Source organism: Hypnocyclicus thermotrophus (assembly GCF_004365575.1).
GTDB classification, from domain to species: domain Bacteria; phylum Fusobacteriota; class Fusobacteriia; order Fusobacteriales; family Fusobacteriaceae; genus Hypnocyclicus; species Hypnocyclicus thermotrophus.
On sequence record NZ_SOBG01000004.1, the window covers coordinates 235,976 to 257,765 of the forward strand.

Sequence of the window (21,790 nt, forward strand, 5' to 3'; positions counted from 1 at the left end):
TAAAAAAAGACTGCAAAATTGCAGTCCCTAAAATATATTCACTTGATTTATCCAGCTATTGCTTCTACTGGGCATACTCCTTCACATGCTCCACAATCTATACATGCTTCACTAATTTCATATTTTCCATCTGCTTCACTTATTGCTGATACTGGACAAGTTCCTTCACATGCTCCACATCCTATACATGTTTCTTTATCTATTACGTACATTACATTACCTCCTATTAAATATATACTCTATTTATTATTTATCCAGCAGCTATTGCTTCTACTGGGCATACTCCTGCACACGCTCCACAATCTATACATGCTTCACTAATTTCATATTTTCCATCTGCTTCACTTATTGCTGATACTGGGCAAGTTCCTTCACATGCTCCACATCCTATACATGTTTCTTTATCTATTACGTACATTACATTACCTCCTTCAAATTTTATTACATTAATAATATACTGTTTTTAAGCTATATTGTCAAGAACTTATTTATTTTAAAGGGATTTAAACGTTTATATTGTTTTGAGATTCAAATATTTTATAGTTTTAAAAAATATTTTTTTCACTTAATATGTACAGTATATATTTACATTCTTTTTTCATTAGTTTTCTTATACTTTTACATTATTATTTTTCACAATTTTATTTGAAAATCAAAATTTTTGTGAATTTATAAATTATTATTTTTTAAAAATGTTTTTTATATCATTTCCTGTAATTATAAAAAACAGTAATATAAGAATAACCATTCCTATTAGATGTACTCTTTCTTCTATTTTTTTATTTATTTTTATTCCTATCATTTCTAAAATTACAAATATAATTCTCCCGCCATCAAGAGCAGGAAATGGTAATAAATTAAATATCCCTATATTTACAGATAACATAGCAGTAAGCCATACAAGCAATATTTTCCCTGTTTTTACAAATTCATCTACAATTCTTACCATGCCTATAGGTCCTGATACTTCATCAGATTTAACTTCTCCTTTAACAAGCATTTTAAGACCTTTAAATACTGTAGAAAAAAGTTCATTAAAAGATTTAACCCCTTCTTTAATTCCTTCAATAAAACCATATTTAGAATGAATATATTTAGGATTTATCCCTATCATATATTTTTGATTTTTTTCATCATATATAAGCTTTATTTTTTTTTCTATTAAAACACCATCTCTTTCAATAACCATATTTAACTTATCTTTTTTTATATTTCTCATTATTACTGTTATATCATTCCAATTTTCTATTTTTATATTATCTATTTCTTTAATTTTATCTCCTACTTTCAAGTCATTATAAGCTGGAGCTTTTTCGCTTATATATCCTATACTTCCATCATCAACAATATCGTATTTTCCGCTAATAAATGTAAGCGACATCATAATAATAAACGCTAATACAAAATTCATAAATACCCCTGCAAATAAAACTATAAATCTTTGATATGCAGGTTTTGAATTAAATCCATTTTCAACTGGTTTCTCTATATCCATTCCATCAATATTTACAAAACCACCCATTGGAATTCCTCTTACACTATATTTAGTATAAGATTTTTTATAACTTAATAATTCTGGACCCATTCCAATCGAAAATTCACTAATTGGCATTTTAAAAACTCTTGCAGCTAAAAAATGTCCCAACTCATGAATAAATATAATTATACTTAATATTAATAAAGTAATCAATAAAGTCATTACTCCTCCTTAATTTATTTTTCTAAAATATCTTTAACAACATGATAAACTTCATTATGTATTTCTTCTATACTTTTAATCTGACCTTCTTCATTTACACATTCTATCTTATACCAATTTTCTATTTTAGCTATTTCTAATGAATTTTCATATGATTTTTTCATATATTCTATATCTTTTTCATGTATATCTTTTTCTTTTTTTCCTGTTATTTTATTCTCTCTATTCGAGATAAGTTCTAAAGCTTGTTTTGTAGGCATATTTAAAAATATAACTATGTCTGGTATTGGCAATGCTATTTTATTATATTCCAAGTCTTTTAACCAATTCAAATACTCTATTTTTTTATGATATTCTTTTATTTTTGCTCCTTGATGTATCATATTTGAAGTTGTATATCTATCAGATACTACTATTCCATTTTCTTGATAAAAATTCCCCCATTCTTTATTAAATGAAGCATATCTATCTATTGCATACATAGTAGATATTGGATATGGATTTATTTCTTTTACATTATCCCCAAATTCTCCTCTTAAATACATTTTAATTGGTTCACTTGCTTTACTCTCATAATTTGGAAAACTAATAAGCTTTATTTTTTTATTTTCATTTTTTAATCTTTTATAAAGTCTTTCTGTTTGAGTTTGTTTTCCACTTCCATCACTACCTTCTATAACTATTAACTTTCCCATTTATATCCTCCTAATTTATTAATAAAAAATATTCATAAAAATAATACCCAATACTTGATCCTAGTACTGCTCCTAACATTACATCGCTTGTCCAATGTTTTTTAGATATTATTCTAGATACACCCACAAAACAAGCTATTATAATAAATATAAAGTTATTATAATATAAATATAAAGGAACCATTGCAGAAAATATAGACGTTGTATGTCCCGATGGACTACTTAAATATTCATGCTTAAACATTTTCTTCTCTAAAATAGCTTCTTTAAATTTAAATAAATCAAAATTATTAAGTTTTTTTTCTGGACGTTTTCTTGTTATAAAAGGTTTTATTATATTTACAAATATACCTGAAAAAATAGAACTTATTATAGTTATTAAAAATAGTCTTTCTATACTGTTATCTAAATTTAAAAATTTTATAAAAATAACTACTATTATTAATAAAGCTGATAAAATATCACCTTTTCCTATCATATACCCTAATTTCCCCCAAAAATAAAATAAAATTGTATTATTCTCAAAAAAATATTTTGTAATTACTTTATCTATAAATTTAATTATTAAATATTCTATAACTAATATTAAAACTAAATAAAAAATATTAATTCTTGAAAAAAAATTAATCATTACATATCTCATCATATCTAAAAAATTGATTGTTTTTGTTATTTCTATTATTATAAGTATATATAAAGGATAAAAAATAAATTGAATTGTATCATTTCTATCAAAAAATTGCTTTATTCTTTTATGTGTTTGATCCATTATAAATATTCCCTTCTAATTTTATCTCTTATTTCTCTATCTACTTCTAATATTACATTCAAGTTATCTATATTTATAGTTTTATGATTATTCATTTCATTTTCTATTATTTTATAAATATCTAAAAATTTTATTTTATTATTTAAAAAAAGTTCTACCGCCATTTCGTTTGCTGCATTAAATACAATTGGCATACTTTTTCCTATTTTTCCTGCAAAAAAAGCTAATTCTATACCTCTAAATACTTTATTATCTACTTCCTCAAAAGTTAAATTCGAATATTTCATAAAATCTAGTCTATCAATAATCTTATTCTCTAGTCTTTCTGGATAGCTAAAAGCGTATTGAATAGGTATTTTCATATCTGGAACTCCCATTTGTGCAACAATACTATTATCAACAAATTCTACCATTGAATGAATTATGCTTTGTGGGTGTATTACTACTTTTATTTTATCATAGTCTATATTAAATAATTGGTGTGCTTCAATTACTTCAAGCCCTTTATTTATAAGTGTAGATGAATCTATCGTTATTTTTTTACCCATACTCCAATTAGGATGTTTTAATGCATCTTCTAATTCTACATTTTTTAAAAATTCTATAGTTTTCCCTCTAAATGTTCCTCCACTACCTGTCAATACTAAATTTTTTACTTCTTTATCTTTTCCTGCTAATAATGATTGAAATAATGCTGAATGTTCACTGTCTACAGGTATTATTTCTGCTTTATATTTTTTTAATAAACTATTAATATAGTCTCCTCCCGCTACCATTGTTTCTTTATTAGCAAGTGCTATTCTTTTTTCTTTTTTAATAGCTTCTATAGTAGCTTCAAGTCCTATTGCTCCACTTACTGCAGTTAAAATAATATCTGTTTCATTAAGTTTTCCTATTTCTTTAAGGCCTTCTTTTCCATAAAATATTTCGATATTGTTAAATTCGTTTTTCAAAAATTTATATCCTTCTTCTGTTCCTATTGCTACATATTTAGGTTTAAATTCTTTTATTTGTTTTGCTAAAAATTTATAATTACTATTAGCTGTTAAAGCTATTACATTAAACTCATTTTTCAATTCTCGTATAATTTCTAATGCATTTGTTCCTATACTTCCTGTAGATCCTAAAATAGATATATTTTTCATTTTTTCTCTTCCTCTCTCTAAAATAATTATAGAAAAATAAAAGACCCAAAAGTCTTTTATCATTAAAGTTGAATATAAAATGATTCTTTTGAGTCAATATATTTAATAGTTTATACTATAAAAAATTTTATATAATAATACATAAGTGGTAATACAAATATTAAGCTATCATACCTATCTAAGATACCTCCATGTTCTCCTAATATATGTCCCGAATCTTTTATTTCATATTCTCTTTTAAAAATTGATTCTACTAAATCTCCAATTTGACCAAAAAATGAAACTATTACTGGTATTATAATTAAATGTATTATTTTTATACCATCAAAAAATACTATATTTATTAAAAACATTGTAATAATCGTAAAAATAATAGAACCTATAGAACCTTCAATAGACTTTTTAGGACTTATTACACTTAATCCCTTTTTAAAAAATTTTCTTCCAATATTCATACCTACAATATATGCAAAAGTATCTGATATCCATACTAAGGTTTGTATTGTTATTAACCATAATTTCCCTTCTACTAAGAAGCTTATCGCTAATATATGTGAAAACATAAATGATACATATATTACTGGTAATAATGTATTCATAAAATATTCACTTGTATTTTGTATTTGATTTCTCAAAACTCTATAAGTTAATAATATAATTATTCCCACAACAAATAAGGCAGTTCCATGTTTAAAATTTATATATCCCATTTTTTGTAAATAATATCCATTTGGTATTATTAAACCAAAAAAATATCCTAAATATTTATTATATTTTTTATTTCCATAAGATAGCATTTTATAAAACTCAGACATTCCAAAAATTATAACTAAATTAGTAAAAATAAGTAATGGAATTCCCCCTAAATAATATATGAGCAATGTCAAAATAACTAATACAATAGCTATTATTATCCTATTTATCATTAGATAATCCTCCAAATCTTCGTTCTCTTTTCATATAATCTAAAATAGCTATTCTAAATTCTTTTATACTAAAATCAGGCCATAGTGTATTAGTTATATAAAACTCAGAATATGCTATCTCCCATAATAAAAAATTACTTATTCTAAATTCACCACTTGTTCTTATAACTAATTCTGGATCAGGAAGTTCAGGACCACCATAAAGTTTTTTTTGGATGTCCTCTTCTGTTATCTTTTCTTTTTTTTCTAATAATAATTTATTTACAGCATCTATTATTTCTTGTCTTCCACCATAATTAAATGCAATATTAAGTGTTATACCATCATTTTTATCTAAAAATTCCACTGTCTCATCCATTAATTTTAATACATCTTTAGATACATTATCTCTTCTACCTAAAAATTTTAATTTTACATTATTTTTATTTAAATCTTTTCTTTCTTTTTTTAAATATTCTTTTAATAAAAACATAAGTCCTTTTACTTCATCTTCAGGTCTTTTCCAATTTTCAGTTGAAAATGCATATAAAGTAAGATATTTTATTCCTAATTCTTTTGCTTCAATTAATATATTTTTTATTACTTTCATACCTGCCTTATGTCCAAAAATCCTTGGTTGTCCTTTAGATTTTGCCCATCTTCCATTCCCATCCATTATTATAGCTATATGTTTTGGTACTTTTTTATTCATTTATCCTCACCTAGTCTTTTTTATTTCACTAGCTATTTTACCATAATTATATTATTTTTTCTACTATAATTAATTTTTAATAACTTTAAAATAAATAGTTTCAAAAAAAATAAAGCTGTTGAATTACTCAACAGCTTTATTTTAAAATTTTATTTTACTAATTCTATTATAGCTAATTCCGCTGAATCTCCTCTTCTTACACCAGTTTTTAATATTCTAGTGTAACCTCCGTTTCTTTCAGCATATTTTGGAGCTATATCAGAAAATAATTTAGCAACTACAGCATCATCTCTTAAAAATGCAAATGCTCTTCTTCTTGCTGCTAAATCTCCTTTTTTTCCTAAAGTAATCATTCTTTCAGCAAATTTTCTCAATTCTTTTGCTCTTGTTACAGTAGTTTCTATTCTCTCTTCTCTAAGTAAAGAAATAGTTAGATTCATCATCATAGCTTTTCTATGATCAGCTCTTCTACCTAATTTTCTATATGACATATTATGACGCATTTAAAGCCTAACCTCCTCTTTCACTAATCTGCAGAATTAGCAGTTAGATCATAACCTAATTCTTTCATTTTTTCGATTATTTCATCTAAAGATTTTCTTCCAAGATTTTTTATTTTTAATAATTCATTTAATCCTAAGTTAGATAATTCTCCAACTGATTCAATTCCTGCTTTTTTTAAACAGTTATATGATCTAACAGTTAAATCTAACTCATCTATTTTCATATTTATTCTTTCATCTATTTCTTCTTCTACTACATCTTCTTCTATATCTATAGGCTCTCTTAAATGCTCCATTTTATTTCCAATATCAAGTAAAGAATTAAAATGCATCTCTAAAAGCTCTACAGCATAAGATATAGCATCTTTTGTATCTACACTTCCATCAGTTTCAACAGTAAGTGTTAATTTATCAAAGTCAGTCATTCTACCAACCATTGTATCTTCAATTTTATAACTTACTTTTCTAATAGGAGTATAAATAGCATCAACTGCTATATAATCTATAGGCCATCCTGTTCTATCAATATCCTCTGCTACTACAAAGCCTTCTCCAGTATCAACTAAAAATTCTATGTTTAATTCTCTATCAGTAGTAATAGTAGCTATCACTTGATCAGGATTAATTATTTCGATTTCAGGATCAGGCAAAATATCCGCTCCAGTTACTACTTTTGGTCCTTTTACATTAAGAACCATTCTTTTTTCACCTGGAGTGTCAGTTTTTATTACTAACTCTTTTATATTTAAAATAATATCTGTTACAGCTTCTTTAATTCCATCAACAGCTGAAAACTCATTTAATACTCCATCAATTCTAACAGCTTTTACTGCAGAACCAGGAATAGATGATAATAACACTCTTCTAAGTGCATTACCTACTGTGTTTCCATATCCTCTATATAATGGTTCTACAACATATTTTGTTATAAATTTATTTTCAACTATTTCTGTAACATTAATATTATTTGCTATTTTTTCTATTTTTAACATATCTTCAACTCCCTTTGGATTTTAAAAGGATAGAACACTAGCTTATTATCTAGAGTAAAATTCAACTATTAACGCTTCATTGATTTCAAAATCTAAAGCATCTCTATTAGGATTTTGTAATACTTTTCCTGCAAAATTAGCTTTGTCTAAATCTAACCATGAAGGTACTCTTACTGCTTCTACTGCTTCTTTTACAAACTCAATGTTTCTTGAAGCTTCAGAAAGAGATACAACATCTCCAACTTTTACTCTATATGAAGCAATATTTACTTTTCTTCCATTTACTAAAACATGACCATGAGAAACTATTTGTCTAGCTTGTCTTCTAGTTTTAGCAAATCCTAATCTAAATACTACATTATCTAATCTTCTTTCTAAATATTGAAGTAATAATTCACCTGTTACTCCTTCTCTTCTTGTAGCTTCTTTATATAATTTATAAAACTGTTTTTCCATTACTCCATATATAAATTTAGCTTTTTGTTTCTCTCTTAACTGAACAGCATATTCAGTAGGTTTTTGATTTGCATTTGGTCTAGGACCTCTATTTGATTTTTTATTTACACCTAAAACAATAGGATCTATTCCAAGCGCTCTACATCTTTTTATTATAGGCTGTCTATTTCTTGCCACTTTGTTTTTCCTCCCTTATTTACAAAAATTACAACAACAATTAGATAATACTACACTCTTCTTCTTTTTGGTGGTCTACAACCATTATGAGGTACAGGTGTAACATCAACTATTTTAGTTACTTCAAGCCCTGCAGCTTGTAGTGATCTTATTGTAGATTCTCTTCCTGAACCAGGACCTTTTACTCTAACTTCTACTTTTTTCATCCCATTTTCTACAGCTACTTGTGCCGCTTGTTCAGCAGCTATTTGCGCAGCAAATGGAGTTCCTTTTTTAGTTCCTTTAAATCCTGATGTACCTCCAGATTTCCATGACACAACGTTTCCTTCTGTGTCTGTAATAGCTATAATAGTATTATTAAAACTAGAATGTATATACGCAATTCCAACTGGAATATTTTTTAATTTTTTCTTTTTACTTGTTACTCTTTTTTTAGCCAAAACAGCTACCTCCTTAATATAAAATTACACAACAATAAGTTTATTTTTTCTTAGAAACTAGCTTTTTAGGTCCTTTTCTTGTTCTAGCATTAGTTTTTGACTTTTGTCCTCTTACTGGAAGATTCATTCTATGTCTAAGACCTCTATAACATCTAATATCTAATAATCTTTTTATATTTAATCTAATCTCTTTTCTTAAGTCACCTTCAACTTTTATTCCATCAATTATAGCTCTTATTTTATTTACTTCTTCTTCTGTTAAATCTTTAACTCTTGTATCAGGGTTTATTCCAGCTTCTGCTAGTATTTGTTGAGAAGTTGGTTTTCCGATTCCGTAAATATAAGTTAATGCTATTACAACTCTTTTATTTCTAGGAATATCTACTCCTGCTATTCTTGCCAACTTAATTTCCTCCTTAAATATTAAAATCTATATATCCGTCAGTAATATAAACCGACTAAATACTTTCTTCAACATGCATCTAAAAATATTTTAGATTAAAAAGCTCTACAGCTAAACATGTCTTTACAGCAAAACTATCCTTGAACTTGTTTGTGCTTAGGATTTTCACATATAACTCTTATTTTTCCGTGTCTTTTTATTACTTTGCATTTATCACAGATTGGTTTCACTGATGCTTTTACTTTCATTACTCCTCCCTCCTTTTCTTATTTTTTTCTATATACTATTCTTCCTCTAGAAAGATCATATGGAGATATTTGCACTGTTACTTTATCTCCTGGAAGTATTTTGATATAGTTCATTCTCATTTTACCTGAAATGTGAGCAAGTATTACATGTCCATTTTCTAATTCTACTTTAAACATTGCATTTGGTAAAGCTTCTAATATTTTACCTTCTAATTCAATTACATCTTCTTTTGCCATTTTTATTCCACCTCTTTTTAAAGCGTCATTTCATAATATCATAATTCATTCAAAAAGTCTACTCTTTTTTGTTGATTTTTTTAAGTTTCGACTTAATCTAATTCACTTAAGATTACCGCTTTCCCGCCAATTATTGCAACTGAATGCTCAAAATGTGCACTTCTTTTTCTATCTTTTGTTACAGCTGTCCAACCATCTGATAATAATTCAACTTTATAAGTTCCTACATTTACCATAGGTTCAATTGCTAAAACCATTCCATTCTCTATTTTTATACCTCTACCTTTTCTACCATAATTTGGTATCATAGGTTCTTCATGCATTTTAATTCCTACACCATGTCCACAAAAATCTCTTACAACAGAAAAACCATTTTTTTCTACGTACTTTTGGACTGCATTTCCCATATCCCCTAATCTTTTCCCAACTACAAGATTTTCTATAGCAATTTCTCTAGCTTTTTCTGTTACTTTCAATAATTTTTTACTTTCTTCATCAATTTCGCCAACTGGATATGTTATTGCACTATCACCAATATACCCATTTAAATTTGTAACTACATCTATACTTACAATATCACCATCTTTTAAAATTATATCTTTTGATGGAATACCATGTACAACTGCTTCATTTACAGATATACAACTTACTGCTGGATATGGATTCCCGTATTCTTTTCCATATCCCTTTGATTCACCAGTAGCATTATTAGAAAGTAAATAATCTTCTATTATTTTATCTATTTCATAAGTAGATATCCCTGATTTTATATACTTTGGTAAAACTTCTTTATATAATTTTGCTATAAGCTGATTTGCTTCTTTAATTTTTTTTATCTCTTCTATACTTTTTATAATTACCATATAATTCCTTTCTAATTTAAAACAGCTATAATGTCTTTAGTTACTTCATTCACAGTTTTAGTTCCATCTATTTCTACAAGTATTCCTTTGTTTTTATAAAAATCAAATAAAGGCGCTGTTTGATTATGATATGCATCTAGCCTCTTTTTAACAGTTTCTTCTGTATCATCTGCTCTTTGATAAAGGTCTTCTTCTTTTTCATCTACTGGAGGATTAAATTTAATATGATATATTTTTCCTGTAGATTTAGATACTCTTCTTCCTGTTATTCTTTCAATTATATCTTCATCTGGTACATTAAGCGAAATCACTTTATCTAAAGATATATTTAATTCTTTTAATAACTCTTCTAAAGCTTCTGCTTGAGGAATAGTTCTAGGAAACCCATCTAAAATAAAACCACTTTTACAATCTTCTTCTTTTAATCTATCCTTTATTATTCCTATTATTATATTGTCTGGTACCAATTTGCCATCATCCATATATCTTTTAGCTTCTTTTCCCATTTCTGTTTCATTTTTTACAGCTTCTCTCAAAATATCTCCTGTAGAAATTTGAGGTATTCCATATTTTTCTATTAAAAATTTTGCTTGAGTTCCTTTTCCTGCTCCAGGTGCGCCAAATAACATTAAATTCATTTTTTTTCACTCCTTAAAATTAATCTATATATACAAATGGGAGAATCCAAATTCTCCCTTTTATTAAAATTTAAGAACTGAGGCTTAAATAATTAAGCCTCAAACCCTAAATAATAAAGTATCTATTTTATAAATCCTTCATAATTTCTCATTACTAATTGTGCATTAATTTGTTGAACTGTATCAAGCACAACTCCAACCATGATTATTACTCCAGTTCCACTAAACACTTGTGGAATTCCAGTAGCATTAGATACTAGAGTTGGTATTATAGCAATAATTGCTAAAAATAGAGCACTTACCCAAGTTATTCTAGTAACTATTTTTTCTAAATATTCAACTGTTTCATTTCCTGGTCTAATCCCAGGTATTGTTCCTCCACTTTGTTTTAAGTTATCTGCAACTTTTTCAGGATCAAACATCATCGCAGTATAAAAGAAAGCAAAAAACATTATAAGTATTGCATAAATTGTTAAATAAAACGGATGAGTATTAGTAAATATTCTACTTAATAATACATAACCAGGCATAGTTGATGGTAATGCTTTTATTATCATTGTTGGTAAAACCATTAGTACTGAAGCAAATATTACAGGCATTATTCCCGCTACATTTACTTTAATTGGTAAATATGTGTTTTGTGCTACTACACTTTTCCCAACACTTCCTCTTCCTACGTATTGAATAGGTATTTTTCTTTGTCCTAATTGGAAAAGAACTATTACAGCTATTACTACAAACGAAAGTAATACTAGAAGTGCTAATAACGGAACTAAGTATTTACTTCCACTCATTTTTTGCACTGTACTTATTAATCCAGATGGTAATCTAGAAATAATATTTAAGAAAATAAGTTGTGACACTCCATTTCCTATTCCATATACACTTATTTGTTCTCCAAGCCACATTAAAAATACTGTACCTGCAGTAAGTGTAGTAATTGTATTTATTGAAAATGCAACTCCTGGTGTTGTAACTAATCCCATAGTTCCTAACCATACAGTTACACCTAAACCTTGAACAACTGCAATTACAATTGTTAAATATCTAGTCCATTGTGTTATTTTTTGTCTACCAGCTTCCCCTTCTTTTCTAATATCATCTAATTTAGGAATAATAACTGCTAAAAGCTGCATTATAATCGAAGCATTAATATAAGGCATTACCCCTAAAGCAAATATAGACACCTTTGTAAAAGCTCCTCCAGAAAACATATTGATAAAACTAAGTAAATCATTTTGAGTTACCATGCTTTTAAGTCTATCTATATCTACACCAGGAGCAGGGATATGAGTCCCTACCCTAGCAATTAAAAACATTAATAAAGTGAAGAGGATTTTTTTTCTCAACTCAGGTAATTCATTAATACTCTTTAGCTTATTTTTAAATTTTTCCCATGAAGACACCTGGCTCACCTCTCAAATTTTTTTGATTATTTAGTTGCATTTTTAGCTACATCAGCAAAAGTTTTTATTTCGATTATTTCAACTTCTCCTCCAGCAGCTTCTATTTTATTTTTAGCTTCTTTTGACACTTTATGAGCTACAACTTTTAATTTTTTTGTTAGCTCGCCATTAGCTAATATTTTTATACCATCATTTAATTTTTTAACTATTCCTTTTTCTAATAAAACTTTAGGAGTAACTGTATCTCCATCATTAAATGCGGCTTCTAATCTATTTAAATTTAAAACAGTATATACTTTTTTAAAGTAAAAATTTGAGAATCCTCTTTTAGGAACTCTTCTGATTAAAGGCATTTGTCCACCTTCAAAAGCAAATGGAATAGTAGCTCCTGCTCTTGATTTTTGTCCATTATGACCTTTACCAGCTGTTTTACCATTACCAGATCCATTACCTCTACCAACTCTTTTTCTAGATTTTCTAGCATTAGCTGGTGATAATTCATTTAGTCTCAAATTTTACACCTCCTCTACTTCTAATAAGTATGAAACTAATTTAACTTTTCCTTCTATATCAGGTGTTTTTTCATGCTCAACTATTTGATTAATTTTTCTTAATCCTAATGACTTAACAGTTGCTACATGATTAGGTTTTCTACCACTTACGCTTTTTACAAGCTTTATTTTAAGCTTAGCCATTTGCTTCCCTCCTAGCTTAAGATATCTTTAACTTCTTTTCCTCTAAGTTTTGCTATTTGCTCAGCACTTCTTAAAGTTTTTAACCCTTCAATAGTTGCTCTAGCAACATTGTTTTTATTTTTAGATCCTCTTATTTTGGTAAGAATATCATGTACTCCAACAAGCTCTAATATTTCTCTTGCTGAAGAACCAGCAATTACTCCAGTCCCTTTTGTAGCAGGTTTTAATAAAATATTAGTCGCTCCAAATTTTCCAATTTGTTCATGAGGAATAGTTCCATTTTTTAATGCTACAGTTATCATATTTTTCTTTGCATTAGCTATTGCTTTTCTTATAGCATCAGGTACACCATTTGCTTTTCCAAGTCCTATACCTACTTTTCCATTTTCATCTCCAACAGCTGCTAATACAGAGAAAGAGATTGTTCTTCCTCCAGTAGTTGTTTTTGAAACTCTATTTATTCTTAATATTCTTTCTTTTAATTCAACATTATTATTATTTTTAGCCAAAGTCTCTCTTCCTCCTTCCTTAGAATTTTAGACCAGCTTCTCTAGCTGCATCAGCTAAAGCTTTTACTTTTCCAGTATAGATGTATCCAGATCTATCGAATACAACTTCAGTTATTCCTTTTGCTAAAGCTCTTTCAGCAATTTTTTTACCTACAATTTTAGCAGCTTCAACATTTCCACCATTTGTTACTTCCGCTCTTAATTCTTTATCAATTGTAGAAGCTGAAACTAAAGTAACAGCGTTTACGTCATCTATTATTTGAGCAAATATATTTTTATTTGATCTATATAAAGACAGTCTTGGTTTAGAAGCCGTTCCATTTATTCTTTTTCTTATTTTTAAATGTTTTCTTCTTCTAACTTTTTGTCTATCTACTTTTTTAAACAATCGACTTACCTCCTTTGCCTTATACTACTCTAAGCTTTTTTACCTTCTTTTCTTCTAATAATTTCATCAGAGTATTTAACACCTTTTCCTTTATAAGGTTCAGGAGCTCTTTTTGCTCTGATCTCAGCAGCAACTTGTCCTACTACTTCTTTATCTATTCCATCAATGTGAATTACAGTTTGTTTTTCTACTGTGAAAGTAATTCCATCAACTGGAGCTATTTCTACTGGATGAGAATATCCTAAAGATAATTCTAATCCTTTTCCTTTTGCAGCAGCTCTGTATCCTACCCCAACTAGTTCTAAAGTTTTTCTAAATCCTTCTGATACTCCTACTATCATATTATTTAATAAAGCTCTAGTAGTCCCGTGTAAAGCTCTAACACTTGGAGTATCATTTGCTCTTTCTATATTAATTATGTTATCTTCAACTTTTATTGTAATGTTATCAAAAAAAGTTTTTGATAATGTACCTTTTGGTCCTTTTACAGTAACATCTTTTCCGTTAATTGTTACCTGAACACCTGAAGGTATATTAATAGGTTTATTACCTACTCTAGACATAAATCTGCACCTCCCAGTTTATTTTACCATACATAGCAAAGAACTTCTCCACCAACGTTATTTTCTCTACAGAATTTATCTGTTACTATTCCTTTAGGAGTTGATACAACAGCTACTCCTAATCCAGATAATACTCTAGGCATTTCGCTAGCTCCAGAATAAACTCTTCTTCCTGGTTTCGATATTCTTTTTAATCCTTTTATTACTTTTTGTCCATCAACATATTTTAAATATACTCTTATATTTTTTCTATTTCCATCTTGTATAACTTTGTAGTTTAAGATGTATCCTTCTTCTTTTAATAAACTAGCTATTGCTTCTTTTTCTTTTGAATGCGGAATATCCACTCTTTCATGAGAAGCAGCATTTGCATTTCTTATTCTTGTTAACATATCTGCTATCGGATCAGTTAAAAACATAAACTTTTAATCCTCCTTCCTACCAACTTGCTTTTTTTACACCAGGTATAAGCCCAGCGCCAGCTAATTGTCTAAATTGTACTCTTGAGATTCCAAATTCTCTCATATATCCTCTAGGTCTTCCATTAATTTCACATCTATTTCTTACTCTACAAGGAGAAGCGTTTCTAGGTAATTTTGATAAAGCTTCTATAGCTTCTCTATCTCCTTTTTTAGCTCTCTCTTTTAATTCAGCTCTTTTTGCAGCATATTTATCTACAGTTTTTTGTCTTTTTACATCACGCTGAACCATTGATTTTTTAGCCATTTACTCTTCCCTCCTTACTTTTTAAAAGGCATTCCAAATGCAGTTAATAATGCTTTTCCCTCTTCATCTGTTTTAGCTGAAGATACAATAGTTATAGACATTCCTAATAATTTTTCTACTTTATCATAGTCTATTTCAGGGAAAACTAATTGGTCAGTTAATCCTAACGAATAATTTCCTCTTCCATCAAAAGCTTTACTTGATACACCTTCAAAGTCTCTTACCCTTGGTAATACAACATTGATTAATCTATCTAAAAACTCATACATTTTTTCTTTTCTTAAAGTAACAGCAACACCTATCGCTTGTCCTTCTCTTAATTTAAAACCAGCTTCTGATTTTTTAGCTTTTTTTATCGAAGGTTTTTGTCCTGTAATTAAAGCCATATCACTTGCTGCTGCATCTATTAATTTTGAATTTTGAGTAGCTTCTCCAACTCCCATGTTTACTACGATTTTTTCTAATTTAGGTACTTGCATTATGTTTTTTAATCCTAATTCTTTTTGAAGAGCCGGAACTATTTCTTCATTATATTTTTTTAATAATCTAGCCACTTAAATGTCCTCCCTTCTTATAAAACTTCACCTGATACTTTTGAGTATCTTACTTTTTTTCCATCTACTACTTTATAACCTACTCTTGTTGGTTTCCCAGCTTTTTCATCAAATAACATCACTTTACTTGAGAAAATTGGAGCTTCTCTTTTTACAACTCCACCTTGTGGGTTTATTTGATTAGGTTTTACATGTTTTGTTATAATATTTATTCCTTCAACTATTATTTTACCTTTTTTAGGAAACACTCTTAACACTTTACCAGTTTTTCCTTTATCCTTACCAGAAATAACAAATACTGTATCTCCAGTTTTCACATGTAACTTATTAGGTACAAATTTTATTTTTGGTTTAGCCACAATAATTAGCCTCCTTCCTTATAATACTTCTGGTGCAAGAGATACTATTTTCATAAATTCTTTAGCTCTTAATTCTCTCGCTACAGGTCCGAAGATTCTTGTTCCTCTTGGTTCATTATTGTTGTTTAATACTACTGCAGCATTATCATCAAATTTTATATATGAACCATCTTGTCTTCTGATTTCTTTTTTAGTTCTAACGATTACCGCTTTTACAACGTCACCTTTTTTTACATTCCCGTTAGGAATAGCTTCTTTAACTGATGCTACAACTATATCTCCAATTCTTCCGAATCTTTTCTTTGAACCACCTAAAACTCTGATTACCATTATTTTTTTTGCTCCAGAGTTGTCAGCTACATTAAGGATAGTTTGTTGTTGTACCACTTATACTCCTCCTCTCAAATAAGCATTACTCAGCTTTTTCAATTATTTCTACAACTCTCCAGTTTTTATCTTTAGATAATGGTCTAGTTTCCATTATTCTTACTTTATCTCCAATTTTACAAACATTATTTTCATCATGTGCTTTAAATTTTTTAGATTTTTTTACTCTTTTTTTATAAAGAGGATGTAAAGCCATTTTTTCTTCTAAAACAACTACTGTTTTATCCATTTTATCAGAAACTACTACACCTTCTTTTACTTTTCTTTCGTTACGCAAGTTACTAACCTCCTCACTTAAAAATATTAGTTAGCTAATTCTCTTTCTTTAATAATTGTTTTTATTCTAGCTATTTCTCTTCTTATTTCTCTAATTTTAGCAGTGTTAGTTAATTGTCCTAAAGATAGTTGAAATTTTAAATTAAATAATTCTTCTTTTAATTCTTTAGATTTAGTTATTAACTCTTGAGTCTCTAAATTTCTTAATTCAGCTGCTTTCATTATTCATCACCACCATTTTCTCTTTTTACAATTTTACATTTTATAGGTAGTTTGTGAGCTGCTTTTCTTAAAGCTTCTTTAGCTAATTCATCGTTAATACCTGATACTTCAAACATTATTCTACCAGGTTTAACAACTGCTACCCAACCATCAACATTACCTTTACCAGAACCCATTCTTACTCCTTCTGGTTTTTTCGAATATGGTTTATCAGGGAATATTCTAATAAAAGTTTTCCCCTCTCTTTTAAAAGTTCTGTTGATTGTTACCCTACATGCTTCAATTTGTCTATTTGTAATCCATTTTGGTTCTAAAGCTTGTAATCCCCATTCACCAAAATGAACAGTATTTCCTCTTTGAGCCTTACCTCTTAGGTTTCCTCTCATCATTTTTCTATATTTAGTTCTTTTAGGCATTAACATTTTACGCTTCTCCTCCTTCCTTTTTACTTGGAAGAACTTCTCCGTTACAGATCCATACTTTAATACCGATAGCTCCATAAGTAGTTCTAGCTGTTGCTGTCGCATAATCGATATCTGCTCTTAATGTGTGTAAAGGTACTCTACCTGAATGTGACCATTCACTTCTAGCAATTTCTGCTCCATTTAATCTTCCAGATACCATTACTTTTATTCCTTGAGCTCCAGCTTTTTCAGCTCTCATTATAGCTTGTTTTACAGCTTTTTTATAAGCAACCCTTTTTTCAATTGCTAAAGCTATATTTTCAGCCACTAAAACTGCGTCTTTATTAAAAGCTTTAACTTCTTGAACTTTTATTATAGCTCTTTTATTTGTCATTTTTTCTATTTCTTTTTTTAAACTTTCTATTTCAGCACCTTTTCTTCCAATTACAATTCCAGCTTTAGCTGTATTAATAATTATTACTACTTGAGAAGGTGATGTTCTTTCTATTTTTATACTTGAAATTCCTGCATGGTAATATTTATTTTTAATATATTTTTTTATTCTTAGGTCTTCATGAAAATATAATTTATAATCACTCTTTTCAGCAAACCAATTAGAATCCCAAGTTCTTGTTATTCCTAATCTAAGTCCTCTAGGATCTACTTTTTGTCCCACAGTAATACCTCCTTACTTTTCACTAACTACTACAGTTACGTGACTTGTTTTCTTATGAATAATATCTGCTCTTCCCATAGCTCTTGGGTTTAATCTTTTTAATTTTGGTCCTTCATCTACCATTATTTTAGATACATATAATTTTTCTTCATCCATCTCGAAGTTATTTGTTGCATTTGCAATTGCAGAATTTAATACTTTTTTAATTACTCCAGCTGCTTTTTTATTTGTAAACGTTAATATATCTAATGCTTCTAAAGCAGATTTTCCTCTTACTAAGTCTGCTACTAATCTAGCTTTTCTTGGAGTTAATCTCACATAACGAGCTATTGCTTTAGCTTCCACTTTTACTCCTCCTTTACCAAAATAATAATCTATTTAAATTTTATTATTTTTTCTTTTTCTTATCTTTTCCATGTCCATAATATGTTCTAGTTGGTGCAAACTCACCTAATTTATGTCCAACCATTTCCTCAGTAACATAAACTGGGATATGTTTTTTTCCATTATATACCGCAAATGTCATTCCTATAAATTCAGGGAATATAGTTGATCTTCTTGACCATGTTTTGATAACAGTTTTTATATCTCCACTTTCTACAGCTTTTAATACTTTAGCCTTTAAATGATGGTCAATAAAAGGTCCTTTTTTTAATGAACGAGCCATTAATTCAGCCTCCTCTCAAATTTTATTACTATTTTTTTCTTCTTCTTACAATAAATTTGTCTGATTGTTTTTTACCTCTAGTTTTATATCCTAAAGTAGGTTTACCCCAAGGTGTAACAGGTGATTTTCTTCCTATTGGAGCTCTTCCTTCTCCTCCACCATGTGGATGATCAACAGGATTCATTACAGATCCTCTTACATGTGGTCTTCTTCCCATATGTCTAGCTCTTCCAGCTTTACCTATGCTTACAAGTGCATGTTCAGAATTTCCAACTTCTCCAATTGTAGCCATACATTCTCTATGTACTAATCTTAATTCTCCAGAAGGCATTTCCACGTGACAGTAAGTTCCTTCTTTAGCAACTAATCTAGCAGCTACTCCTGCAGATCTAGCTATTTGTCCACCTCTACCAGGTTGTAATTCAATGTTATGAATTTGTGTTCCAACTGGCATATCTTTTAATTTTAAAGCATTTCCTACTTTTATTTCAGCTTTTTCTCCTGCCATTACTACATTTCCTACTTTTAAACCTTTAGGAGCTAGTATATATCTTTTTTCTCCATCAGTATAAACAAGTAACGCAATATTTGCAGTTCTATTTGGATCATATTCAATTGATACAACTTTAGCTGGTATATCTAATTTATTTCTTTTAAAATCTATTATTCTATATAATCTTTTATGACCTTTTTGTTTATTTCTTCCTGTTCTGTGTCCATAATTATCTCTTCCATATGATGCTTTTAAAGGAACAGTTAAAGATTTTTCAGGTCTTTTATTTTTATCTATTTCCTCATTTACTAATCTAGACATATGTCTAGTACCATTAGTAATAGCTTTTAATTTTCTTATTGCCATTTTTTACCTCCACGACCTATAATTATCTATATTTTTCATTTTTAAACTTCTGGAAAAAGATTGATTTTATCTCCATCTTTTACTTTTACCATAGCTTTTTTTACAAATTTAGTTTTATATACTCTCATACCGTATCTTTTTAATTCAGGCTTTACAGTTAAAGTGTTTACTTCTTCTACTTTTACACCGAATATACTCTCAACAGCTTTTCTTATTTCTATCTTATTAGCTCTTTTATCAACTATAAAAGTATATACATTATTTTCTCTTCTTTGTAATTCACTTTTTTCAGTGATTACAGGTTTTTTTATTATATCGTATAAATTCATATTATGCTAGCACCTCCTCGATTGTTTTAAGTGCTTCTTTTGTCACAATAACTTTTTCTTGTTTTAGTAACCAATAAACACCTAGTTCATTTGGTTGTAAAACAACAGCATTAACTAAGTTTCTAGCTGATAAATATAAATTCCAATCAGCTTCTGCTGTCAAGTCATTAACAACAAATAATTGTTTATTGTTAGCTTCTAATGCTTTTACTAAAGTTATAGCTTTTTTAGTTTTTATTTCATCAAATCCACCATCTATTACTACTAAATTACCTTCTTGTATTTTAGCAGCTAAAGCAGATTTAACAGCTAATTTTCTAACTTTTTTATTAACTTTTTTCTCATAACTTCTTGGTTGAGGTCCTAACGCTACCCCTCCACCAACCATGTGAGGAGCTCTTATTGTACCTTGTCTTGCTCTACCAGTTCCTTTTTGTTTGAAAGGTTTTCTTCCCCCTCCTCTAACCATAGCTCTTGTTTTAGTTGCAGCTGTACCTTGTCTTGCTGCCGCTAATTCAGCAGTTAAAACTTCATGTATAACCGCTTTATTTGGATCAATTCCGAATACCGCATCATTTACTTCTACAGTACCAGTCTTTTCTCCATTTATATTAAATAAATCTAATAGCATTTTTTTCCTCCTTCCTCAAACACCTACGATAAACTTTCAAACTATTTTTTTACCGCTGGTTTTACTACTAAGTAACCGTTTTTTGGTCCAGGAACAGCTCCTTTTACCAATAATAAGTTATTTTCTACATCTACTCTTACAACTTTAAGATTTTGAACTGTTACAGTTTCATTTCCAAGTCTTCCAGCCATTTTAGTTCCTTTTAAAACTTTAGAAGGTGTAGATGATTGTCCAATCGATCCTCCCAATCTATGGTTTCTTGAAACCCCGTGAGTAGCTCTGTTTCCACCAAAGTTATGTCTTTTCATAACCCCAGCTGTACCTTTACCTTTTGATGTTCCTGTAATATCTATATACTCAACACCATTTAATGCATCAACTTTGATTTCTTGTCCAATTTCATATCCATCAACTGTATCAACTTTAAATTCTTTTATAAATCTTTGAGGTTTAACTCCCGCTTTGTTGAATATCCCCATCATAGGTTTAGTAGTGTTTTTTTCTCTTTTTTCATCAAAACCTAATTGGATAGCATTGTACCCATCTGTATCAACTGTTTTCTTTTGTAATACAAAATTAGGTCCTGCTTCGATTACTGTTACTGGTATTAATTTCTCATCTTCGAAAATTTGAGTCATACCAATTTTTTTCGCTAAAATTCCAGTCATTTTTTACCTCCATCAAATAATATATTGGTTGACAACTTTTCCTCGTGTGTCGTCAACGTGTATTATTCTGTAAGTTTTTACAAAATAATTACGCTTGTTTAATTTCTATTCCAACACCGCTTGGTAAATTTACAGATGTTAATGATTTAATTATGTTTTGGTCAGAATTTAATATTTCAACCATTCTTCTGTGTACTCTCATTTCAAATTGTTCTCTCGAATCTTTATTTACATGCACAGATCTTAACACTGTATATCTTTTAATTTTTGTTGGTAATGGCATTGGCCCTGCTATTTCAGCTCCTGCTTTTTTTGCAGTTTCAGCTATTTTTTTAGCTGATTGATCTAATAATTTGTGATCATAAGCTTTTAAATATATTCTTAATTTACTTGCAGCCATTTAAAGATTGCACCTCCTAATCATTATTCAGGACGCGAAGTAAACCCTTCACGTCCCGATATTATATCATATTTTTTATATTTGTCAAAGTTTTTTTTGATTATTTAATGATTTTAGAAACAACTCCTGATGCTACTGTTCTTCCACCTTCTCTTATCGCAAATCTTAATCCTTCTTCCATTGCTATTG

Annotated in this window: 40 protein-coding genes; all 40 read right to left on the reverse strand. The window is 28.7% G+C overall.

What is annotated here, in order from left to right; all coding sequences use genetic code 11:
* Nucleotides 1–47: 47 nt before the first annotated feature.
* Nucleotides 48–212 (reverse strand): 4Fe-4S ferredoxin, encoded by a 165-nt coding sequence (gene fdxA / locus EV215_RS05905; RefSeq protein WP_134113076.1) that lies wholly within the window; start codon nucleotides 210–212, stop codon nucleotides 48–50.
* 38 nt (nucleotides 213–250) lie between these two features.
* Complete coding sequence (gene fdxA / locus EV215_RS05910) at nucleotides 251–418, reverse strand: 4Fe-4S ferredoxin (RefSeq protein ID WP_134113077.1); 168 nt, start codon at nucleotides 416–418, stop codon at nucleotides 251–253.
* A gap of 261 nt (nucleotides 419–679) precedes the next feature.
* Nucleotides 680–1,699, reverse strand: coding sequence for an RIP metalloprotease RseP (rseP, locus tag EV215_RS05915; RefSeq protein WP_134113078.1), 1,020 nt, complete (start codon nucleotides 1,697–1,699; stop codon nucleotides 680–682).
* A 14-nt stretch (nucleotides 1,700–1,713) separates the two neighbouring features.
* The gene (locus EV215_RS05920; RefSeq protein ID WP_134113079.1) at nucleotides 1,714–2,394 is read right to left on the reverse strand and encodes a dTMP kinase; all 681 of its coding nucleotides are present in this window, start codon (nucleotides 2,392–2,394) and stop codon (nucleotides 1,714–1,716) included.
* 10 nt (nucleotides 2,395–2,404) lie between these two features.
* Nucleotides 2,405–3,163: a phosphatase PAP2 family protein gene (locus EV215_RS05925; RefSeq protein ID WP_134113080.1), complete on the reverse strand. Its 759-nt coding sequence runs from the start codon at nucleotides 3,161–3,163 to the stop codon at nucleotides 2,405–2,407.
* Nucleotides 3,163–4,308, reverse strand: coding sequence for a 1-deoxy-D-xylulose-5-phosphate reductoisomerase (gene dxr, locus EV215_RS05930; protein WP_134113081.1), 1,146 nt, complete (start codon nucleotides 4,306–4,308; stop codon nucleotides 3,163–3,165). Before dxr ends, EV215_RS05925 begins: the two co-directional genes overlap by 1 nt.
* A 110-nt stretch (nucleotides 4,309–4,418) precedes the next feature.
* Nucleotides 4,419–5,234, reverse strand: coding sequence for a phosphatidate cytidylyltransferase (locus EV215_RS05935; protein WP_134113082.1), 816 nt, complete (start codon nucleotides 5,232–5,234; stop codon nucleotides 4,419–4,421).
* Nucleotides 5,224–5,925: an undecaprenyl pyrophosphate synthase gene (uppS, locus tag EV215_RS05940; protein ID WP_134113083.1), complete on the reverse strand. Its 702-nt coding sequence runs from the start codon at nucleotides 5,923–5,925 to the stop codon at nucleotides 5,224–5,226. Before uppS ends, EV215_RS05935 begins: the two co-directional genes overlap by 11 nt.
* A gap of 149 nt (nucleotides 5,926–6,074) precedes the next feature.
* Nucleotides 6,075–6,428 carry a 50S ribosomal protein L17 gene (gene rplQ, locus EV215_RS05945; RefSeq protein ID WP_134113084.1) on the reverse strand — a complete coding sequence of 118 codons (354 nt, stop codon included), beginning with the start codon at nucleotides 6,426–6,428 and terminating at the stop codon, nucleotides 6,075–6,077.
* Nucleotides 6,429–6,451: 23 nt separating this feature from the next.
* The gene (locus tag EV215_RS05950) at nucleotides 6,452–7,420 is read right to left on the reverse strand and encodes a DNA-directed RNA polymerase subunit alpha (RefSeq protein ID WP_134113085.1); all 969 of its coding nucleotides are present in this window, start codon (nucleotides 7,418–7,420) and stop codon (nucleotides 6,452–6,454) included.
* 45 nt (nucleotides 7,421–7,465) lie between these two features.
* Nucleotides 7,466–8,053 carry a 30S ribosomal protein S4 gene (rpsD, locus tag EV215_RS05955; RefSeq protein WP_134113086.1) on the reverse strand — a complete coding sequence of 196 codons (588 nt, stop codon included), beginning with the start codon at nucleotides 8,051–8,053 and terminating at the stop codon, nucleotides 7,466–7,468.
* Between the two features lie 50 nt (nucleotides 8,054–8,103).
* A complete protein-coding gene (gene rpsK / locus EV215_RS05960; RefSeq protein WP_134113087.1) occupies nucleotides 8,104–8,493 on the reverse strand; it encodes a 30S ribosomal protein S11 in 390 nt (129 codons plus the stop codon).
* 40 nt (nucleotides 8,494–8,533) lie between these two features.
* Nucleotides 8,534–8,896, reverse strand: a complete 363-nt coding sequence (rpsM, locus tag EV215_RS05965; protein WP_134113088.1) for a 30S ribosomal protein S13 — start codon at nucleotides 8,894–8,896, stop codon at nucleotides 8,534–8,536.
* A 134-nt stretch (nucleotides 8,897–9,030) separates the two neighbouring features.
* On the reverse strand, nucleotides 9,031–9,144 hold the full coding sequence (gene rpmJ / locus EV215_RS05970; protein ID WP_134113089.1) for a 50S ribosomal protein L36: 114 nt from the start codon (nucleotides 9,142–9,144) through the stop codon (nucleotides 9,031–9,033).
* Nucleotides 9,145–9,162: 18 nt separating this feature from the next.
* Nucleotides 9,163–9,381 carry a translation initiation factor IF-1 gene (infA, locus tag EV215_RS05975; protein WP_134113090.1) on the reverse strand — a complete coding sequence of 73 codons (219 nt, stop codon included), beginning with the start codon at nucleotides 9,379–9,381 and terminating at the stop codon, nucleotides 9,163–9,165.
* A gap of 92 nt (nucleotides 9,382–9,473) precedes the next feature.
* The gene (map, locus tag EV215_RS05980; protein WP_134113091.1) at nucleotides 9,474–10,244 is read right to left on the reverse strand and encodes a type I methionyl aminopeptidase; all 771 of its coding nucleotides are present in this window, start codon (nucleotides 10,242–10,244) and stop codon (nucleotides 9,474–9,476) included.
* 11 nt (nucleotides 10,245–10,255) lie between these two features.
* Complete coding sequence (locus EV215_RS05985; RefSeq protein WP_134113092.1) at nucleotides 10,256–10,882, reverse strand: adenylate kinase; 627 nt, start codon at nucleotides 10,880–10,882, stop codon at nucleotides 10,256–10,258.
* A gap of 122 nt (nucleotides 10,883–11,004) precedes the next feature.
* Nucleotides 11,005–12,288 (reverse strand): preprotein translocase subunit SecY, encoded by a 1,284-nt coding sequence (gene secY / locus EV215_RS05990; protein WP_134113093.1) that lies wholly within the window; start codon nucleotides 12,286–12,288, stop codon nucleotides 11,005–11,007.
* Between the two features lie 26 nt (nucleotides 12,289–12,314).
* A complete protein-coding gene (gene rplO / locus EV215_RS05995; protein WP_134113094.1) occupies nucleotides 12,315–12,800 on the reverse strand; it encodes a 50S ribosomal protein L15 in 486 nt (161 codons plus the stop codon).
* 3 nt (nucleotides 12,801–12,803) lie between these two features.
* On the reverse strand, nucleotides 12,804–12,983 hold the full coding sequence (rpmD, locus tag EV215_RS06000) for a 50S ribosomal protein L30 (RefSeq protein ID WP_134113095.1): 180 nt from the start codon (nucleotides 12,981–12,983) through the stop codon (nucleotides 12,804–12,806).
* An 11-nt stretch (nucleotides 12,984–12,994) separates the two neighbouring features.
* The gene (gene rpsE, locus EV215_RS06005) at nucleotides 12,995–13,492 is read right to left on the reverse strand and encodes a 30S ribosomal protein S5 (RefSeq protein WP_134113096.1); all 498 of its coding nucleotides are present in this window, start codon (nucleotides 13,490–13,492) and stop codon (nucleotides 12,995–12,997) included.
* A gap of 19 nt (nucleotides 13,493–13,511) precedes the next feature.
* Entirely contained in the window at nucleotides 13,512–13,880 is a 369-nt protein-coding gene (gene rplR / locus EV215_RS06010; protein WP_134113097.1) for a 50S ribosomal protein L18, read from the reverse strand.
* A 29-nt stretch (nucleotides 13,881–13,909) separates the two neighbouring features.
* Nucleotides 13,910–14,443, reverse strand: a complete 534-nt coding sequence (gene rplF / locus EV215_RS06015) for a 50S ribosomal protein L6 (RefSeq protein ID WP_134113098.1) — start codon at nucleotides 14,441–14,443, stop codon at nucleotides 13,910–13,912.
* Between the two features lie 23 nt (nucleotides 14,444–14,466).
* Nucleotides 14,467–14,862 carry a 30S ribosomal protein S8 gene (gene rpsH / locus EV215_RS06020; RefSeq protein WP_134113099.1) on the reverse strand — a complete coding sequence of 132 codons (396 nt, stop codon included), beginning with the start codon at nucleotides 14,860–14,862 and terminating at the stop codon, nucleotides 14,467–14,469.
* 19 nt (nucleotides 14,863–14,881) lie between these two features.
* Nucleotides 14,882–15,169, reverse strand: a complete 288-nt coding sequence (gene rpsN / locus EV215_RS06025) for a 30S ribosomal protein S14 (RefSeq protein ID WP_134113100.1) — start codon at nucleotides 15,167–15,169, stop codon at nucleotides 14,882–14,884.
* A 14-nt stretch (nucleotides 15,170–15,183) separates the two neighbouring features.
* Entirely contained in the window at nucleotides 15,184–15,723 is a 540-nt protein-coding gene (gene rplE, locus EV215_RS06030) for a 50S ribosomal protein L5 (protein WP_134113101.1), read from the reverse strand.
* Between the two features lie 17 nt (nucleotides 15,724–15,740).
* On the reverse strand, nucleotides 15,741–16,082 hold the full coding sequence (gene rplX, locus EV215_RS06035) for a 50S ribosomal protein L24 (protein WP_134113102.1): 342 nt from the start codon (nucleotides 16,080–16,082) through the stop codon (nucleotides 15,741–15,743).
* Between the two features lie 18 nt (nucleotides 16,083–16,100).
* Nucleotides 16,101–16,469, reverse strand: a complete 369-nt coding sequence (rplN, locus tag EV215_RS06040; RefSeq protein WP_134113103.1) for a 50S ribosomal protein L14 — start codon at nucleotides 16,467–16,469, stop codon at nucleotides 16,101–16,103.
* 25 nt (nucleotides 16,470–16,494) lie between these two features.
* Nucleotides 16,495–16,746: a 30S ribosomal protein S17 gene (gene rpsQ / locus EV215_RS06045; protein ID WP_134113104.1), complete on the reverse strand. Its 252-nt coding sequence runs from the start codon at nucleotides 16,744–16,746 to the stop codon at nucleotides 16,495–16,497.
* A gap of 26 nt (nucleotides 16,747–16,772) precedes the next feature.
* Entirely contained in the window at nucleotides 16,773–16,967 is a 195-nt protein-coding gene (rpmC, locus tag EV215_RS06050; RefSeq protein ID WP_134113105.1) for a 50S ribosomal protein L29, read from the reverse strand.
* Nucleotides 16,967–17,389 (reverse strand): 50S ribosomal protein L16, encoded by a 423-nt coding sequence (gene rplP, locus EV215_RS06055; RefSeq protein WP_134113106.1) that lies wholly within the window; start codon nucleotides 17,387–17,389, stop codon nucleotides 16,967–16,969. The genes rpmC and rplP overlap by 1 nt, the downstream gene beginning before the upstream one ends.
* 1 nt (nucleotide 17,390) lies before the next feature.
* Entirely contained in the window at nucleotides 17,391–18,047 is a 657-nt protein-coding gene (rpsC, locus tag EV215_RS06060; protein WP_134113107.1) for a 30S ribosomal protein S3, read from the reverse strand.
* Between the two features lie 12 nt (nucleotides 18,048–18,059).
* Nucleotides 18,060–18,392, reverse strand: coding sequence for a 50S ribosomal protein L22 (gene rplV, locus EV215_RS06065; protein WP_134113108.1), 333 nt, complete (start codon nucleotides 18,390–18,392; stop codon nucleotides 18,060–18,062).
* Between the two features lie 43 nt (nucleotides 18,393–18,435).
* Complete coding sequence (gene rpsS / locus EV215_RS06070) at nucleotides 18,436–18,714, reverse strand: 30S ribosomal protein S19 (protein ID WP_134113109.1); 279 nt, start codon at nucleotides 18,712–18,714, stop codon at nucleotides 18,436–18,438.
* Nucleotides 18,715–18,742: 28 nt separating this feature from the next.
* On the reverse strand, nucleotides 18,743–19,573 hold the full coding sequence (rplB, locus tag EV215_RS06075) for a 50S ribosomal protein L2 (protein WP_134113110.1): 831 nt from the start codon (nucleotides 19,571–19,573) through the stop codon (nucleotides 18,743–18,745).
* Nucleotides 19,574–19,614: 41 nt separating this feature from the next.
* On the reverse strand, nucleotides 19,615–19,902 hold the full coding sequence (rplW, locus tag EV215_RS06080; protein WP_134113111.1) for a 50S ribosomal protein L23: 288 nt from the start codon (nucleotides 19,900–19,902) through the stop codon (nucleotides 19,615–19,617).
* Nucleotide 19,903: 1 nt separating this feature from the next.
* The gene (gene rplD / locus EV215_RS06085) at nucleotides 19,904–20,533 is read right to left on the reverse strand and encodes a 50S ribosomal protein L4 (protein ID WP_134113112.1); all 630 of its coding nucleotides are present in this window, start codon (nucleotides 20,531–20,533) and stop codon (nucleotides 19,904–19,906) included.
* A gap of 41 nt (nucleotides 20,534–20,574) precedes the next feature.
* Nucleotides 20,575–21,201 carry a 50S ribosomal protein L3 gene (gene rplC, locus EV215_RS06090; protein ID WP_134113113.1) on the reverse strand — a complete coding sequence of 209 codons (627 nt, stop codon included), beginning with the start codon at nucleotides 21,199–21,201 and terminating at the stop codon, nucleotides 20,575–20,577.
* An 88-nt stretch (nucleotides 21,202–21,289) separates the two neighbouring features.
* Entirely contained in the window at nucleotides 21,290–21,601 is a 312-nt protein-coding gene (rpsJ, locus tag EV215_RS06095; protein ID WP_134113114.1) for a 30S ribosomal protein S10, read from the reverse strand.
* A gap of 100 nt (nucleotides 21,602–21,701) precedes the next feature.
* A partial coding sequence (locus EV215_RS06100; RefSeq protein WP_208320353.1) for an EF-Tu C-terminal domain-related protein occupies nucleotides 21,702–21,790 on the reverse strand: 89 nt, incomplete at its 5' end.

Coding starts and splice junctions, on each gene's coding strand:
- fdxA (WP_134113076.1), bottom strand. CDS start 212: ATGTACGTAATAGATAAAGAAACATGTATAGGATGTGGAGCATGTGAA.
- fdxA (WP_134113077.1), bottom strand. CDS start 418: ATGTACGTAATAGATAAAGAAACATGTATAGGATGTGGAGCATGTGAA.
- rseP (WP_134113078.1), bottom strand. CDS start 1,699: ATGACTTTATTGATTACTTTATTAATATTAAGTATAATTATATTTATT.
- EV215_RS05920 (WP_134113079.1), bottom strand. CDS start 2,394: ATGGGAAAGTTAATAGTTATAGAAGGTAGTGATGGAAGTGGAAAACAA.
- EV215_RS05925 (WP_134113080.1), bottom strand. CDS start 3,163: ATGGATCAAACACATAAAAGAATAAAGCAATTTTTTGATAGAAATGAT.
- dxr (WP_134113081.1), bottom strand. CDS start 4,308: ATGAAAAATATATCTATTTTAGGATCTACAGGAAGTATAGGAACAAAT.
- EV215_RS05935 (WP_134113082.1), bottom strand. CDS start 5,234: ATGATAAATAGGATAATAATAGCTATTGTATTAGTTATTTTGACATTG.
- uppS (WP_134113083.1), bottom strand. CDS start 5,925: ATGAATAAAAAAGTACCAAAACATATAGCTATAATAATGGATGGGAAT.
- rplQ (WP_134113084.1), bottom strand. CDS start 6,428: ATGCGTCATAATATGTCATATAGAAAATTAGGTAGAAGAGCTGATCAT.
- EV215_RS05950 (WP_134113085.1), bottom strand. CDS start 7,420: ATGTTAAAAATAGAAAAAATAGCAAATAATATTAATGTTACAGAAATA.
- rpmJ (WP_134113089.1), bottom strand. CDS start 9,144: ATGAAAGTAAAAGCATCAGTGAAACCAATCTGTGATAAATGCAAAGTA.
- infA (WP_134113090.1), bottom strand. CDS start 9,381: ATGGCAAAAGAAGATGTAATTGAATTAGAAGGTAAAATATTAGAAGCT.
- map (WP_134113091.1), bottom strand. CDS start 10,244: ATGGTAATTATAAAAAGTATAGAAGAGATAAAAAAAATTAAAGAAGCA.
- EV215_RS05985 (WP_134113092.1), bottom strand. CDS start 10,882: ATGAATTTAATGTTATTTGGCGCACCTGGAGCAGGAAAAGGAACTCAA.
- rpmD (WP_134113095.1), bottom strand. CDS start 12,983: ATGGCTAAGCTTAAAATAAAGCTTGTAAAAAGCGTAAGTGGTAGAAAA.
- rplF (WP_134113098.1), bottom strand. CDS start 14,443: ATGTCTAGAGTAGGTAATAAACCTATTAATATACCTTCAGGTGTTCAG.
- rpsH (WP_134113099.1), bottom strand. CDS start 14,862: ATGTTTTTAACTGATCCGATAGCAGATATGTTAACAAGAATAAGAAAT.
- rpsN (WP_134113100.1), bottom strand. CDS start 15,169: ATGGCTAAAAAATCAATGGTTCAGCGTGATGTAAAAAGACAAAAAACT.
- rpmC (WP_134113105.1), bottom strand. CDS start 16,967: ATGAAAGCAGCTGAATTAAGAAATTTAGAGACTCAAGAGTTAATAACT.
- rplP (WP_134113106.1), bottom strand. CDS start 17,389: ATGTTAATGCCTAAAAGAACTAAATATAGAAAAATGATGAGAGGAAAC.
- rpsS (WP_134113109.1), bottom strand. CDS start 18,714: ATGGCTCGTTCATTAAAAAAAGGACCTTTTATTGACCATCATTTAAAG.
- rplB (WP_134113110.1), bottom strand. CDS start 19,573: ATGGCAATAAGAAAATTAAAAGCTATTACTAATGGTACTAGACATATG.
- rplW (WP_134113111.1), bottom strand. CDS start 19,902: ATGAATTTATACGATATAATAAAAAAACCTGTAATCACTGAAAAAAGT.
- rplD (WP_134113112.1), bottom strand. CDS start 20,533: ATGCTATTAGATTTATTTAATATAAATGGAGAAAAGACTGGTACTGTA.
- rplC (WP_134113113.1), bottom strand. CDS start 21,201: ATGACTGGAATTTTAGCGAAAAAAATTGGTATGACTCAAATTTTCGAA.
- rpsJ (WP_134113114.1), bottom strand. CDS start 21,601: ATGGCTGCAAGTAAATTAAGAATATATTTAAAAGCTTATGATCACAAA.